Source organism: Mesorhizobium sp. M2A.F.Ca.ET.043.05.1.1, assembly GCF_003952445.1.
Classification (GTDB): Bacteria; Pseudomonadota; Alphaproteobacteria; order Rhizobiales; family Rhizobiaceae; genus Mesorhizobium.
Genome location: NZ_CP034446.1, coordinates 6,230,396 through 6,244,952, shown reverse-complemented (window position 1 = coordinate 6,244,952; position 14,557 = coordinate 6,230,396). Strand labels below are relative to the sequence as shown.

The 14,557-nt window shown below is 64.5% G+C and carries 13 protein-coding genes and 1 pseudogene; 6 read left to right on the top strand and 8 right to left on the bottom strand.

Annotated elements, in window-relative coordinates; translation table 11 throughout:
- Positions 1-198: 198 nt before the first annotated feature.
- Positions 199-1,077, top strand: a complete 879-nt coding sequence (locus EJ069_RS30115) for a 3-hydroxybutyryl-CoA dehydrogenase (protein ID WP_126064223.1) — start codon at positions 199-201, stop codon at positions 1,075-1,077.
- 30 nt (positions 1,078-1,107) lie between these two features.
- On the opposite strand, the gene EJ069_RS30110 is transcribed toward EJ069_RS30115, so the two are convergent.
- The 3 genes from EJ069_RS30110 to EJ069_RS30100 all read right to left on the bottom strand — a co-directional run bounded on the left by EJ069_RS30110 (position 1,108) and on the right by EJ069_RS30100 (position 4,395).
- Positions 1,108-3,066 (bottom strand): PAS domain S-box protein, encoded by a 1,959-nt coding sequence (locus EJ069_RS30110; RefSeq protein ID WP_245456362.1) that lies wholly within the window; start codon positions 3,064-3,066, stop codon positions 1,108-1,110.
- A gap of 152 nt (positions 3,067-3,218) precedes the next feature.
- Entirely contained in the window at positions 3,219-3,857 is a 639-nt protein-coding gene (locus EJ069_RS30105) for an NrsF family protein (protein WP_126064221.1), read from the bottom strand.
- 1 nt (position 3,858) lies between these two features.
- A complete protein-coding gene (locus EJ069_RS30100) occupies positions 3,859-4,395 on the bottom strand; it encodes a sigma-70 family RNA polymerase sigma factor (protein WP_126064220.1) in 537 nt (178 codons plus the stop codon).
- A 205-nt stretch (positions 4,396-4,600) separates the two neighbouring features.
- Here EJ069_RS30100 and EJ069_RS30095 point away from each other — a divergent pair, with 205 nt between their 5' ends.
- The 5 genes from EJ069_RS30095 to EJ069_RS30075 all read left to right on the top strand — a co-directional run bounded on the left by EJ069_RS30095 (position 4,601) and on the right by EJ069_RS30075 (position 9,144).
- Positions 4,601-5,605 (top strand): iron ABC transporter substrate-binding protein, encoded by a 1,005-nt coding sequence (locus tag EJ069_RS30095; RefSeq protein WP_126064219.1) that lies wholly within the window; start codon positions 4,601-4,603, stop codon positions 5,603-5,605.
- A 208-nt stretch (positions 5,606-5,813) separates the two neighbouring features.
- The gene (locus EJ069_RS30090) at positions 5,814-7,340 is read left to right on the top strand and encodes an iron ABC transporter permease (RefSeq protein ID WP_245456361.1); all 1,527 of its coding nucleotides are present in this window, start codon (positions 5,814-5,816) and stop codon (positions 7,338-7,340) included.
- Positions 7,337-8,419 carry an ABC transporter ATP-binding protein gene (locus tag EJ069_RS30085; protein WP_042641340.1) on the top strand — a complete coding sequence of 361 codons (1,083 nt, stop codon included), beginning with the start codon at positions 7,337-7,339 and terminating at the stop codon, positions 8,417-8,419. Before EJ069_RS30090 ends, EJ069_RS30085 begins: the two co-directional genes overlap by 4 nt.
- 54 nt (positions 8,420-8,473) lie before the next feature.
- Positions 8,474-8,749 carry an AbrB/MazE/SpoVT family DNA-binding domain-containing protein gene (locus EJ069_RS30080; protein WP_126064217.1) on the top strand — a complete coding sequence of 92 codons (276 nt, stop codon included), beginning with the start codon at positions 8,474-8,476 and terminating at the stop codon, positions 8,747-8,749.
- Positions 8,746-9,144 (top strand): type II toxin-antitoxin system VapC family toxin, encoded by a 399-nt coding sequence (locus EJ069_RS30075; RefSeq protein WP_126064216.1) that lies wholly within the window; start codon positions 8,746-8,748, stop codon positions 9,142-9,144. The genes EJ069_RS30080 and EJ069_RS30075 overlap by 4 nt, the downstream gene beginning before the upstream one ends.
- Before the next feature lies 1 nt (position 9,145).
- Here the strand turns inward: EJ069_RS30075 and EJ069_RS30070 are convergent, their stop codons facing one another.
- The 5 genes and pseudogenes from EJ069_RS30070 to EJ069_RS30050 all read right to left on the bottom strand — a co-directional run bounded on the left by EJ069_RS30070 (position 9,146) and on the right by EJ069_RS30050 (position 14,375).
- On the bottom strand, positions 9,146-9,943 hold the full coding sequence (locus EJ069_RS30070) for a phosphodiesterase (RefSeq protein ID WP_126064215.1): 798 nt from the start codon (positions 9,941-9,943) through the stop codon (positions 9,146-9,148).
- Between the two features lie 47 nt (positions 9,944-9,990).
- Positions 9,991-11,097, bottom strand: coding sequence for a sn-glycerol-3-phosphate ABC transporter ATP-binding protein UgpC (gene ugpC / locus EJ069_RS30065; RefSeq protein WP_126064214.1), 1,107 nt, complete (start codon positions 11,095-11,097; stop codon positions 9,991-9,993).
- A 12-nt stretch (positions 11,098-11,109) separates the two neighbouring features.
- Positions 11,110-12,023 (bottom strand): annotated as a pseudogene (locus EJ069_RS30060) (ABC transporter permease subunit).
- An 8-nt stretch (positions 12,024-12,031) separates the two neighbouring features.
- The gene (locus EJ069_RS30055) at positions 12,032-12,916 is read right to left on the bottom strand and encodes an ABC transporter permease subunit (protein WP_126064213.1); all 885 of its coding nucleotides are present in this window, start codon (positions 12,914-12,916) and stop codon (positions 12,032-12,034) included.
- Positions 12,917-13,022: 106 nt separating this feature from the next.
- Positions 13,023-14,375 (bottom strand): extracellular solute-binding protein, encoded by a 1,353-nt coding sequence (locus tag EJ069_RS30050; protein ID WP_126064212.1) that lies wholly within the window; start codon positions 14,373-14,375, stop codon positions 13,023-13,025.
- Between the last annotated feature and the right edge of the window lie 182 nt (positions 14,376-14,557).

Genomic DNA, 14,557 nt, shown 5'->3' with positions numbered 1-14,557 from the left:
CCGTCCGTTCCGGCATATTAAAATCCGAAGGGTGGGGTAGACGAAGTCGCCCCGCCCTTTTAGTTTGCACTGCACAAAAAGCGGGCCATCAAGGCCCGGAGCCAATCCGGCGGTTCGCCTCCGGATTGCGGGAAACAAACAAGCAGGAGCGTCTTTGTACTTCAAGGAAGTGCGGGCGTTCCGGACGGGATCGGGGTCATGAGCAAGATCGAGACGATCGGCATTGTCGGCGCGGGTCAGATGGGTGGCGGTATCGCCCATGTCTCGGCGCTGGGTGGCTACAAGGTCCTGATCCACGACATATCGGCCGACCGGATCGAGAAGGGCATCGCCACCATCAGCGGCAACATGGCCCGCCAAGTCGGTTCCGGCAAGCTCGAGGAAAACGCGCGCAACGAAGCGATGGCGCGAATCTCCGCCGCTCCGGCCATGGCCGACCTCGCCGCCGCCGACCTCGTGATCGAGGCTGCGACCGAGGACGAGACGGTCAAGCGCAAGATCTACGCGCAGCTCTGCCCGCAGCTCAATCCGGAAGCGATTCTGGCGACCAACACCTCGTCCATCTCGATCACCCGGCTTGCCGCCCAGACCGACCGCCCCGAGCGCTTCATCGGCATCCACTTCATGAATCCTGTGCCGGTGATGAAGCTGGTCGAGCTGGTGCGCGGCATCGCCACCGAGGACCAGACCTTCGAGGCAGCCAAGACCTATGTGAAGCATCTCGACAAGACGATCACCGTCTCGGAGGATTTCCCGGCCTTCATCGTCAACCGCATCCTTTTGCCGATGATCAACGAGGCGATCTACACGCTCTATGAGGGCGTCGGCACGGTCGACGCCATCGACACCGCCATGCGGCTCGGCGCCAACCATCCGATGGGCCCGCTGCAGCTCGCCGACTTCATCGGTCTCGACACCTGCCTGTCGATCATGCAGGTGCTGCATGAGGGCCTGTCGGACTCGAAATATCGCCCCTGCCCGCTGCTGGTGAAATATGTCGAGGCGGGCTGGCTCGGCCGCAAGACCGGCCGCGGCTTCTACGACTATCGCGGCGACCATCCGGTGCCGACGCGCTGATCTTCCGCGGCTGGACCCTACCGACGCGGCTCAGGACGCCGCGGCGAGCGGCATGGGCGGCACATCTCTCGAAGCTTCGTCCGGTGCTGCGGAAACGCAGCCGCGGCCTGCCGCCTTGGCATCGTAGCAGGCGGCGTCGGCGCGGGCGATGATCTCATCCACCTCGCCGCAACCGGCGCGGATCGGCGCGAGCCCGATGCTGGCGCCTATCGAATGCGGGCGGCCGTCCCAGCTGAAATTGAGGTTGCGGATTGCATCGATGATCGAGCGCGCCGCGATCGGCCCGCGCGCCGCGTCGCCCGATTTGAGGATGACGGCGAACTCATCGCCGCCGAGCCGCGCGACGATCTCTTCCGGGCCAAGCACATTGCGCAAGGTGTCGGCCACGCGCCTGAGCAGCGCGTCGCCGGCGGCATGGCCGCCGGTGTCATTGACAGCCTTGAAATGGTCGAGGTCGACGAACATGAACTGGTGCTCGCCGCCATTGAGGCGGCACTGGTCGACCAGTTCCTCCATAGTGCGCATGAAGCTCGAACGGTTGGCGAGCCCGGTCAGCGCGTCATGGGCGGCGGCATAGGCCAGCTGACGCTGTAGGGCGCGCGCGTCGGTGAAGTCCTGGAAGACGATGACCAGGCCGCAGAACTGCTCGCGGTCGTTCATGATCGGCGACACCACCTGGCGGATGCTGCAGCGCGTGTCGTCGCGCCGCACGAGAACCGCGCGCGTGTTCTGGTCGCAGCGAGGCCGTTCGCTCGCCGAAGGACGCGTCAGGGCGATTCTCTGCCCGCTTTCCTCGTCGACCGCCCAATAGACATGGCCGAGCACCTTTCCAAGGGCTTCGCCGACGTCAACGCCGGTGAGCTTTTCCGCGACCGGGTTCATGAAGGTGATGCGGTTGGCGGCATCGGTGCAGATCACCGCGTCGCCGATCGACTGCAGCGTGACCCTCAGACGCTCCTTCTCGTCGGCCAGCATCGCCGCCGAAACCATCAGCCGCGTCTCGGCCTCCTTGCGCTGCGTGATATCGGTCAAGCTGCCGATGGCGCGGATCACCCGGCCCTCGGCATCGCGCTCGATCGTCTTGCCACGGTCGAGGATCCAGACCCAGTGGCCGTCCTTGTGCCGCATCCGGAACTCGGCTTCGAAAAAGGGCGTCTCGCCGGCAAGGTGCGCGCGATCCGCCTCGGCGACGCGTGCCTGATCGTCGGGATGGATCATGGTCAGCCAACGGTCCGGGTCGCCGTCGAGCTCGCGATCGGCATAGCCCAGCATCTTCGCCCAGGTTTCAGAATAGGTTGTGCCGCCCTTGCGCATATCGAGGCTCCAGACGCCCTGTCCGGTGCTGGTGAGCGCGAAATTCCAACGGGTCTCGGCCTCGGCGATGCGCGCCTCCGCCTGCTTGCGGGCGTCGATGTCCTCGATCTGCGACACCAGATAAAGCGGCTTGCCGGTGTCCTCGTCGAGGATGACCGACCCGGCAAGTTGCGCCCAGACTGGAGTCCCGTCCTTCCTGAGGTAGCGTTTTTCGAAATGGTAGGAGTTGATCCTGCCTTCCTTCACGTTCAGCATCGTCTCGCGGCCGATCGGCAGGTCGTCCGGATGCGTGATCTGCGGGAAGGTCAGCGCCTCGATCTCGGCGCGGCTATAGCCCAGCATGTCGGCGAAAGCGGGGTTGGCCCGCTGGATGCGTCCGTCGAGGCCGACAATGGCGACGCCGATCGCCGAATCCTCCATGGCGCGGCGGAAGCGCTGCTCGCTCTCGGCGATCTGCCGGCGGTCGTCGACGATGCGGTGAATGAACATGGCCGACAGGAACAGCGTCGCGGCCGTGATGGCGACGGAAATCTGCAGGCTGAGCCTCAGCGCGTCGGCGCCAAAGTCGAGGCGCGGCAGCAGGATCGACACAGCGGTGGCAGCCAGGCCGATTGCCAGCAAACCCTGCGCGGCGTGCCTGTCGGCACGAAGCCCTATCCAGTTCAACCACGCCACGATGCGATCCACCCCACCACGCAACTGCACGTTGCCACAACCCTGGCGGATCGGTTTTAAGGAATGGTTGCGCAGATGATGGCGATCGCTCCGCTAACCGGCAAACAATTGCCGGCATGATTAAGGGACTGTTTCGAAATAGCCCCGGCGGGCTACCAGCGCACGAAAAGCCGCCCGCCGATAGCCCCGAGCAGCGTCAGGAAGGCGATGGCGATCGTGTACCAGGTGGCGACGAAGAGCGGCGAATCGTCGAAACAATGCGCGGCGTAGAAGGTTGCCGCGAGCCCGCCCGCGAGCAGCCCGGCCACCGCGCCCGCCAGCACCGGCCGCGTCGGCGCGCCGTAGCGCAGCATGCCGAGGAAGACCGCTAGCGGGCCGATGCCGATCAGCGGGATGAAAGTCATGCAGATCATCATGTTCGAGCCGACGAGCCGCTTGCCCCAATCGGCCTGGGGCACGACGAAAAGCTCGAGGACCACCGCCAGCACGACCAGAAGCGGCGCGGCGAGCATCCAGGCCATCCTCCGCCTGGTCGAAGCGCCCGGCACCGACAGCGCGCGGATCAGCGCGAAGGCGCTGGCCGCAAGCACCAGCGTGAACACGAATTTCGACATGAAGCGCATCGTGTGCATGGCCGGCATGATGTCGGGACGCGGCCCGATGGTCGTAAAGAACACGGCTGCCGCGATCGCCACGGCAACGCCGACCGCCAGCCACCAGGCCCCGCCCATCGGCATGGCCTTCTTGCCGGCATCCGCGTCGAGCGCTTTGATCAGATCCTCTGTCCTCATGTCACTGTCGCCCGAATCTTTTGGCGATCGCGGCGAGGCCGCGATGCAGCGACACGCGCACCGCCGTTTCGCTGACGCCGAGCTTGGCGGCGGTCTCGCCGATCGAATGGCCGTCGACCGAGATTGACGAGACGACCGAGCGTTGCGTCGGCGGCAGTCCCTCGAGCGCCCGGCTGATATCGCGCTCGCTGACCGTCTCCGTCTCCGGTTCGGCGAAGGTCTCGGCGATCTGGTCGATCTCGACCTCGATGCGGCGCCCTCGCCGGCGAAACGCGTCGATAAGCTTGAAGCGGGCGATCGCGTAGACCCAGGGCAGCACCGGCGCATCCGGCCGCCAGGTGTGGCGTTTCACGTGAATGGCCAGCAAGGTTTCCTGCACGACATCCTCGGGGTCGACCCCGCCCTGAACGACCTTGCGCCGGACAAAACCGCGAACGAGGGCGGCGATGCGGTGCAGAAAGTCGGCATAAGCCCTTTCGTCTCCCGCGATCGCGGCCCTGAGCAGCCCGGAGAGCTCTGCCTCGTCCTTGCCGGTCACAAGAGTTTACCCCCGAAGTTCGCGTCTCGGCCCTGGTTTGTTACGTGCCCGGCGAAATAATGTCCAAGCCAAACTGCCGCAAAATCACGAAAGTTTGCGGCATGGCGACGGATTGAAGCAGGGTCACAATCTTGACTACAATAATCAGGTATTGGTAGGTGAACCGAGCCTGAACCCCTGTCTCTAAATTCGAGGACGATGCCCCATGAAGATTGCCCTTTCCACGCTCGCCGGCGCTGCGATGGCGCTCGGCCTGATCGCCGGCCCGGCCATGGCGGAGGATCAAGGCATCGTCGTCTACAATGCCCAGCATGAGAGCCTCGCCAAGGAATGGGCTGCCGGCTTCACCAAGGAGACCGGCATCAAGGTCACGCTGCGCAATGGCGGCGACAGCGATTTCTCCAACCAGATCGTCGCCGAGGCCGCGGCCTCGCCGGCCGACGTGTTCCTGACCGAGAATTCGCCGGCCATGGCGCTGGTCGAGGCGGCCGGCCTGTTCGCCCCGGTCGACGCCGGCACCCTCGCCCAGGTTCCCCAGGAATACCAGCCGTCGAGCGGCAAGTGGGTCGGCGTCGCGGCCCGCAGCACCGTCTTTGCCTACAACAAGGACAAGCTGAAGGAAGACCAGCTCCCCAAGTCGCTGCTGAACCTCGCCGATCCGAGCTGGAAAGGCCGCTGGGCCGCCTCGCCGTCGGGCGCCGACTTCCAGGCCATCGTCAGCGCCCTGCTCCAGCTGAAGGGCGAGGCCGCGACCGCCGACTGGCTGAAGGCGATGAAGGAGAATTTCACCGCCTACAAGGGCAACAGCACTGTCATGAAGGCGGTCAATGCCGGCGAGATCGATGGCGGCGTGATCTACCACTATTACTGGTTCGGCGATCAGGCCAAGACCGGCGAGAACAGCAAGAATGTCGGCCTGCACTATTTCAAGAACCAGGACCCGGGCGCCTTCGTTTCGGTGTCGGGCGGCGGCGTGCTGGCCTCCAGCAAGCATCAGAAGGAAGCCCAGGCGTTCCTGAAATGGGTGACCGGCAAGGGCGGCCAGGACGTGCTGAAAACGGGCACGTCGTATGAATATGCGGTCGGCAAGGATGCCCAGTCCAACCCGAAGCTGGTGCCGCTGGCCGACCTGCAGGCGCCGAAAATCGATCCGGCGACGCTGAATTCCAAGAAGGTCATCGACCTGATGACGCAAGCCGGCTTGCTTTAGTTCGCGTTCGTCCTAAAAGGGCAAACGACCGTGCTCCCGCGGGAACTCGCTTCCGTGGGAGCGCTTTTGTTTTGGAGATGGCCTCGTCGATGACGATCATCTGCGTTTGCGGCCCCGGCCGCGGTTCATCACGTCGCTTCCGGGCGGCCTATTCCGACTGATGGCGTCCGCGATCCACCTCACGGCTTCCGCGCTGCCGGCGGCCGGAATGAAGAAGCGCCGGGCCATGTCGTGGATCACGCTCGCCGCGGCTTTGATCTCGCTCATCGCACTGCTGCCTCTCGCCTTCATCGTCTGGATGGCGATCCAGACCGGCTGGGATACGGTGGTGGCGCTGATCTTCCGCCCGCGCGTCGGCGAGCTGCTGATCAACACCGTGCTCCTTGTCATCGTCACCGTGCCGATCGCCATCACGCTGTCGGTGGCGCTGGCTTGGCTGACCGAACGCAGCGACCTGCCTGGCAGTCGGCTGTGCTCGTGGCTGTCGGTGGCGCCGCTCGCCATCCCTGCTTTCGTGCACTCCTATGCCTGGATCAGCTTTGTCCCTGGCCTGCACGGGCTCTGGGCCGGCGTGCTGGTCTCCGTCATCGCCTATTTCCCTTTCCTCTATCTTCCGATCTCCGCCGCGTTGCGCCGTCTCGATCCAGCGCTGGAGGATGCGGCGGCGGCGCTTGGCCTTGGCCCGTGGCGGGTTTTCGCGCGCGTCGTGCTGCCGCAGTTGAGACTTGCCATCTGCGGAGGCTCGCTGCTGGTCGGCCTGCATCTTCTGGCCGAATATGGCCTCTATGTCTTCATCCGCTTCGACACCTTCACCACCGCGATCGTCGACCAGTTCCAGTCGACCTTCAACGGCCCGGCCGCCAACATGCTGGCCGCCGTGCTTGTGGCTTGCTGCCTTTTCCTGCTCGCCCTCGAGGTGATGATACGCGGCGAGGAGCGCTATGCGCGTGTCGGTTCCGGCGCCGCGCGCAAGCAGCAGCGTGCCCGCCTCGGCCGCGCCACCCTGCCCTGCCTGCTTTTGCCGGCCGCCGTCGCACTGCTGTCGCTCGGCGTGCCCTTCGTCACTGTCGGCCGCTGGCTGCTCGCCGGGGGCGCGGATGTCTGGCGCTGGGACGAGATCGGCCTGGCGCTCGGCCAGACGATGTTCCTCGCCCTCGTCGGCGCCGTGCTCGCGACGGTTGCCGCCATGCCGATGGCCTGGATCTCGATCCGCGCGCCGGGCCGGCTGCAGCGCCTGCTCGAGGGCTGCAACTACATCGTCGGCGCCTTGCCGGGCGTGGTCATTGCGCTGGCGCTGGTGACGATCACCGTGCGCGTTGCGCTTCCGCTCTACCAGACGCTGTTCACCATCCTGTTCGGCTATGCGCTGATGTTCCTGCCGCGCGCGCTGATAAGCCTGCGCGCTTCGATCGCGCAGGCTCCGGTGGAGCTGGAGCGCGCCGCCTCCAGCCTCGGCCGGCCGCCGGTCAAGGCGCTGTGGGCGACGACCATCCGCCTGTCGGCGCCCGGCGCCGCGGCCGGCATGGCGATGGTGGCGCTCGGCATCACCAACGAGCTCACCGCCACCCAGATGTTGGCGCCCAACGGCACCCGCACCCTGGCGATGGCCTTCTGGTCCTACAGCGGCGAGATCGACTACGCCTCCGCCGCTCCTTACGCGCTGATCATGGTGGCGATGTCGCTGCCGATGACCTGGTGGCTCTACGTCCAGTCGAAGCGGATGGCCGGACGATGAGCTTTCTCGAACTCAGCGATGTCGCCAAGAACTATGGTCCGGTGACGGCGCTGGCCGGCGTCGACCTTCGGGTGGAAAGCGGCAGCCGCACCGCGATCGTCGGACCGTCCGGCTGCGGCAAGACCACCTTGCTCAGGCTGATCGCCGGCTTCGAGGCGCCGGACCGCGGCCGCATCGCGCTTGACGGCAAGGTGCTCGCCAATGGCGACGCGGCCGTGCCGGCGCATCGCCGCGGCATCGGCGTGGTGGCCCAGGATGGTGCCCTGTTCCCGCATCTTAGCATCGCCGACAATATCGGTTTCGGCATCGCGCGGAATGCCGACAAGCGGGCCGAGCATATCGTCGAGCTTGCCTATATCGTCGGGCTGGACAAGGCGGTCCTGAAACGCCGGCCGCATGAGCTTTCCGGCGGCCAGCAGCAGCGCGTCGCGCTTGCGCGCGCCATGGCGATGAAGCCGCGGCTGATGCTGCTCGACGAACCCTTCTCGGCGCTCGACACCGGGCTTCGCGCTTCGATGCGCAAGGCGGTGGCAGAGCTTCTGGAGGAGGCCGGCATCACCACCATCCTGGTCACGCACGATCAGGCCGAGGCGCTGTCCTTCGCCAGCCAGGTGGCGGTGATGCGCGACGGCCTGTTCTCGCAGGTCGGCACGCCGCGTGAGCTCTATTTCCAGCCCAAGGACAGGATGGTCGCTGAATTCCTTGGCGACGCCATCATCGTGCCCGCCAGGATCGCGGACGGTTTCGCCGTGTCGCGGCTCGGCCGCATCGCTGTCGATACGAAGGAACGGCGCGATGTCGCACGCATCATGCTGCGGCCCGAGCAGATTCTGCTCAAGCTCACCTCCCGCGAAGGCATGTCGGGCACGCCGGACATGCTGTTCGGCGAGGTGACGGACTGCGAGTTCGCGGGCGCCGTCTGCACCGTGGCGGTACGGCTGCTCAACAGCCCTGATCCGCCGGACGCGGCCGCCATCGGCAACACGCCGCTCGTCTTGCGCAGGACAGGCATGGACGCGCCGTCCGTCGGCGAGATCGTGCGGCTGACCGTCACCGGCAAGGCACACGTATTCGCCTAATCTCTGCCTTGAAATAATGCAGTTTTGCATTATTTTTAGCGCTGGAGGCTACATATGACGACATTGACGGTTACCGCACGGGGTCAGGTCACGTTCCGGAAGGACGTACTCAAGCACCTCGGCATCCAGCCCGGCGACAAGATCAGGCTTGATCTTCTGCCTGGTGGGAGGGCGGAGCTGAAAGCCGACCAGGGCAAGGGCTCCTGGCAAGAGCTGAGCGGGATGCTCAAGGGCAAGACGAACGGCGCACGGCTTTCGATCGAGGAGATCAACGATGCGATCGCCGACGCCGGCGCTTCAAACGGGATGCGCGGAATCGAGCGCAAGTGAAGGTCAGTCTCGACACCAATGTGCTGTTGCGCCTCATTGTCGGTGACGACGAAGCGCAGCAGCAGACCGCAGCCGAGACCCTGGAAAGGGCCGGACTGGTCGCGATCAGCGTTCAAGCGCTCTGCGAGTTCGTTTGGGTGCTGGACAGAAGTTACCGGGTCGCGCGGCCCGACATATCAGCCTCGATCCGTCGCATCCTCGATATGCGCAACGTCGTAGCCAACCGACCAACGATCGAGGCCGGCCTGGCCGTGCTCGACGCCGGCGGAGATTTCGCCGACGGCGTGATAGCGTTCGACGGTCAGTGGCTCGGCGGCGAAACCTTCGTGTCCTTCGATAGGAAAGCGGCAAAGCTGGTCGAAGGACAGGGAACGCCCACACTGCTGCTCGGGTGATCTACCGCACGCGCTGTCCCGTCGCCGGCGACCAGAGCGGCCATTGCTCGAGAAAGTCGTGGCTGTGGATGACGACGCGCTGCCCGTCGATCAGGATGATCGAATAGGCGGGCGGCGCCTGCTCCACCATCTCGTCGCCGACAACGTCGAGCATGAAGCGGGCATGCAGGCCGCGTTGCACCGAGAACGGAATGCCTGCGACGGTGCCGGCTATGTCGCGGTGGACATGGCCGAAGAAGATGTAACGGACATTGCCGTGGCGCGTCAGCACGTCGATGAGCCCCTGCGGCTGCTCGAGCCCGAGCGGGTCGAGCAGCGTAAGCCCGAGCTCGACCGGCGGATGGTGCAGGAAGACATAGGCCGCCTTGCCCGCCGCCTCGGCGAGCCTGGCATCGAGCCAGCCGAGCCGGTCGTCGCACAACTCACCGGTGACGCGGCCTTCCGCCAGGCTGTCGAGGAAAATGAGCCGCCCTTCCGGCGTGTCGAAAACCGACTGCACGAAACCGTTGCCGTCGGTCCCGTTTTCCGGGAAGGCGGCGATGAGGTTGGCGCGCCGGTCGTGGTTTCCAGGCAGCAGCCGGTAAGGCACGGCAAGCCGGCTCAGCGCCGCTCTCAGGTCGGTATAGCTGTCGGCCTCGCCGTCGTCGGTCAGGTCGCCGGTGAAGATGCAGAGCGCCGCATCGCTGTGGCGCTGATTGATATGGTCGATGCAACGATCGAGCCGCTCATTCAGGTTCGCGCCATATTGTATCTCGCGCAGACGGCCGAGATGGACGTCGGTAACCTGGATGATCTTCATGCCCTGAACCCTCAATCAAAATGTTCGCAAAAACCGACGGAAAGGGATCACCCTTGTAGCGCCGGCTCCGGCACAGAAGCCTTGAACACCTCCAGCCTACCGCCTGTCTCCGAGGAGAAGAAGTGCAGGTCCGATTCGGCGAACTGCAGGCCGATCGTGCTGCCCGGTTCGGGGTGGACGGCCTCAGACGTCACGACGGAGAATGGCGCGCCGTCGAGATCGACATAGATGACGCGGCCGGCGCCCAATTCCTCGATGAGGTCGACCGTCGCCGCGAGCGCTCCGGGCGTCCCCGGCGCCACCATGCGCACCGCTTCCGGCCGGACGCCGACCGCGACCTTCGAGCCCACCGCTAGCCCGGCCCGCGACACGTTGAGCTTGCGGCTGCCGCCAAGCAGCGAAATGCCGTCGAGCGTTACCGTGCCTTCGAGCATGTTCATCGCCGGCGCGCCGACGAAGGTGGCGACGAAGCGGCTTGCCGGCCGGCCATAAACTTCCGCCGGCGTGCCGACCTGCTCGACGCGGCCGCCATTCATCACCACCAGCCGGTCGGCCAGCGTCATTGCCTCGACCTGATCATGCGTGACGAAGACGGATGTGGCATTGAGCCGCCGGTGCAGCTTGCGGATTTCCGAACGCATTTGCACGCGCAGCTTGGCGTCGAGGTTTGAGAGTGGCTCGTCGAACAGGAACACCTTCGGCTCCCGGATCATGGCACGGCCCATGGCAACGCGCTGGCGCTGGCCGCCGGACAGCGCCATCGGCTTGCGGTCAAGCAGGTGCTCCAGCTCCAGGACGCGCGCCACCGCCTGGATGCGCTGGGTCCGTTTGGCCGACGGAACGCCGGCCACTTTCAGCGAATAGCCGATGTTCTGCGCCACGCTCATATGCGGGTAGAGGGCGTAATTCTGGAACACCATGGCGCAGCCGCGCTCGCGCGGCTCGAGCTTGTTGACGATCGTGCCGTCGATGGCGATCGTGCCGTCGGAAATCTCTTCCAGCCCTGCGATCATCCTGAGCAGCGTGGACTTGCCGCAGCCCGACGGCCCGAGAATGACGACGAATTCGCCCGAGGCGAAGTCAAGGTCGACGCCGTGCACGACCTGCGTCTTGGCGTAGTTCTTCTTGACGCCGCGGATGGTGATGGAGGCCATTTTATCGTCTCCCTATTTTTCGGTGGCGATCAGGCCGCGCACGAACCAGCGCTGCATCAGCACCACGACGATCATAGGCGGCAGCATGATGATCAGCGTGCCAGCCATGGCGATATGCCATTCCGGCGCGCCGCCGACATTGGGAATGAGCTGCTTCAGCTCGGTCACCGCCATCGCATGCGACTGGTCCGTGGTGATAAGCAGCGGCCACAGATACTGGTTCCAGGCCCACAGGAACATGATGGTGCCGAGCGCCGCCATGTTGTTGCGCGACAGCGGCAGAAGGATATCGACGAAGAAGCGCAGCGCGCCGGCGCCGTCCATGCGCGCCGCCTCGGTCAACTCGTCCGGCACGGTCAGGAAGAACTGGCGGTAGAGGAAAGTGCCGGTGGCGGTCGCGACCAGCGGCAGGATCAGGCCGCTATAGGAATTGAGCAGCCCCAGGCTGAGCTGGACCTGAACCCCGATATCTTCTCGATCAGCCAGGACAGCCCCGTCAGGTCCATGATCGTCTGATAGGGCTCGAGCACGTTGGCGACCACCGCATAGGTCGGCACGATGCGCACTTCGAGCGGCAGCATCAGCGTGATGAAGATCAGCCAGAAGATCAGCATGCGGCCGGGATAGCGGAAATAGACGATCGAGAAGGCGGTGAGCGCCGAGATGATCACTTTGCCGGCGGCAACCCCAAACGCCATGATGAAGGAATTGAGCAGCTTCGGGCCGAGATCGGCCGTCGCCCATGCCGTCTTGATGTTGACCCAGAAGTCGCTGCCCGGCAGCAGCGACATCGGCACGTCGTTGACGTCCTTCAGATTGTGCGAGGCGGCGATCGCCACGATGACGAACGGCGCCACGCAGAAGACGAAGCCGGCGAACAGGATCAGATGCGTGAAGAAATTGAGGATCGGAGTGCGCTCGACCATGGCCCGCCTCAACGATAATGCACGCGCCGCTCGATGAAGCGGAACTGGACGATGGTGAGCGCGATGATCAAGAGCATCAGGATGATGCTCTGCGCGGCCGCGCCGGAGTAATCCAGGCCTTTGAAGCCGTCGGAATAGATCTTGTAGACCATCAGATTGGTGGCGTTGGCCGGCCCGCCGGCAGTCATGATGTCGACGATGCCGAAGGAATCCTGGAAACTCTCGGTGATGTTGATGACCAGCAGGAAGAAGATCGTTGGCGTGATCAGCGGGAACTGGATGTCCCAGAACCGCCGGATGACGCCGGAGCCGTCCATCGCCGCCGCCTCGATCAGCGAACGCGGGATCGCCTGCAAGGCAGCGAGGAAGAAGATGAAGTTGTAGCCGACATACTTCCAGGAAAAGGCGATGATGACGGATGCCATCGCGTCGGCGCCGTCGAGGCCGGGGTCCCAGAAGCCGGGCCAGACCTTGTTGACGACGGCCATGAAGCCGGCCTCCGGCGCCAGGATGAAACGAAATGCCAGCGCCAGCGCCGGCGCGGCGATGCCGTAAGGCCAGATCAGCACCACGCGATAGAGCCACGAGCCGGCAAGCTGCCGGTCGGTCAGGGCGGCGAGCACCAGCGCGATGACCATCGCCAGGCTCGTGCTGATGCCGGCGAAGATCATGCTGGCGGTGATGGAATTCCAGTAGTCGGCGTTGCCGAGGATCGAGCGGAAATTGTCGAGCCCGACCCAGATGTTGCCGCCGCCCCAGGGCTGCTGCAGCGTCAGCGACCAGTAGACCGCCTGGCCGGCCGGCCAGTAGAAGAAGGTGAAGATCAGGATGAGCTGCGGCACCGCGAACAGGATGCCGATCGTCCATCTGCCGAAAGTGACGCGTTTTTCCATCGATCCGCCGATGCAGTGGAACCCATCAGCCCGCCTTCGCGGACAAACTAGATTATGAAATGGCCGCCCGTCGAATCTCGACGGGCGGCCATTGCGCTATCCGGGATCAAGGCAGGGTCTTACCCGGATAGGTCTGCTGGAAGCGCTCGAGGATGGCGTCGCCGTTCTTGACCAGCGCGTCGAGGCCTTCCTGCACGCTGACCTTGTTGGCGAAGATCGCCTGCATCTGCGTGCCGAACTCGGCGCGGATCTGGGTGAAGTTGCCGAGGCGGATGCCGCGGGTGATCTCGGTCGGCTCCGACGCGGTCAGGCTGGCGATGGCCACCTCGCGGCCCTTATAGGGTGCCTTGTCGTAGAAGCCGTTGGATTTCATGAAATCGAAGCCCGATTTCGTCACCGGAATGTAGCCGGTGTTGGTCGACCAGAACAAAGCGGTCTTGGGGTCGTGGATGAAGTTGAGGAAGGCGGCCGCGCCCTTGTATTCGGCGTCCGACTTGCCGGACAGCACCCACAGCGAGGCGCCGCCGACCAGCGAGTTCTTGCGCTCGGTGCCGGCATAGACCGGCAGCTCGGCGACATCCCACTTCATGCCTTCCTTCTGGGTGCGGCCGACCGTGCCGTGGTCGCCGACCGAGGTCAGGATGAGCTGGCAGGTGCCGGTGGCGAAGGCCTGCACCATATCCTGGCCGAGGTCCTTGGATTTGATCTTGATGAGACCTGCGTCATACCACTTCTTCAAGTCGGTGACGTATTGGACGAACTTGGTCTTGTTGACTTCCAGACGCGCGTCGAGGCCGTCATAGCCGTTGTTCTTGGTGGCGATCGGCTGGTTGTGCAGCGCCGAGAACTGCTCCATCAGCTGCCAGCTTTCATTGGCCGAGATGTTGATCGCCATCGGGCAATCATAGCCGGCGTCCTTCAGCGCCTTGAGATCGGCGCCGACATCTTCCCAGGTCTTCGGCGCCTCGGTCTTGCCGATCTTGGCGAAGGCGTCCTTGTTCCAGTACATAAGCGCCGTCGAGGAGTTGAACGGGAAGGACAGCATCTCGCCCTTCGACGTCGCGTAGTAGCGCGCGATGCCCGGGAAATAGTCGCTGTAGTCGATCTTGTAGCCGTTCTCCTCCATCAGCTTGTCGGCGGGCTTGTAGGCGCCCGACAGCATCATCGTGGCGGTGCCGACGTCATAGACCTGGACGACGGTGGGCTGCTTGCCGGCGCGGAAGGCGGCGATCGTGTTCTGCAGCGTGGCGTCGTAGTTGCCCTGGCTGGTGCAGACGACCTCGTAATCCTTCTGCGAAGCGTTGAAGTTCTTGCACAGCGTGTCGACGACGCGGGCGAGATCACCCGAAAGACCGAACCAGAAATCGAATTTGACCGGCTCGGCAATAGCAGGAACCGCAAACGCGGTGCTGAGCGCGCCGGCGGCAAGGGCAGCGAAGCCCCGCTTGATGATCGTCATGGTTTTCCCTCTTGAGTGGCAGTGTGACAAGGGTTTTGCGCAAGTCCTTGCCCGCTCTCATAGAGAAGGTATGTGACAGTTCTGTTGTGGGCCCGAAGCCCCTGAGGACAGCCAGTCTCTCCTCCCCTGGCAGCGGCAGCGCCGGCATGAAAACGTCACATCGGCGCTCTAGAGCATGATCC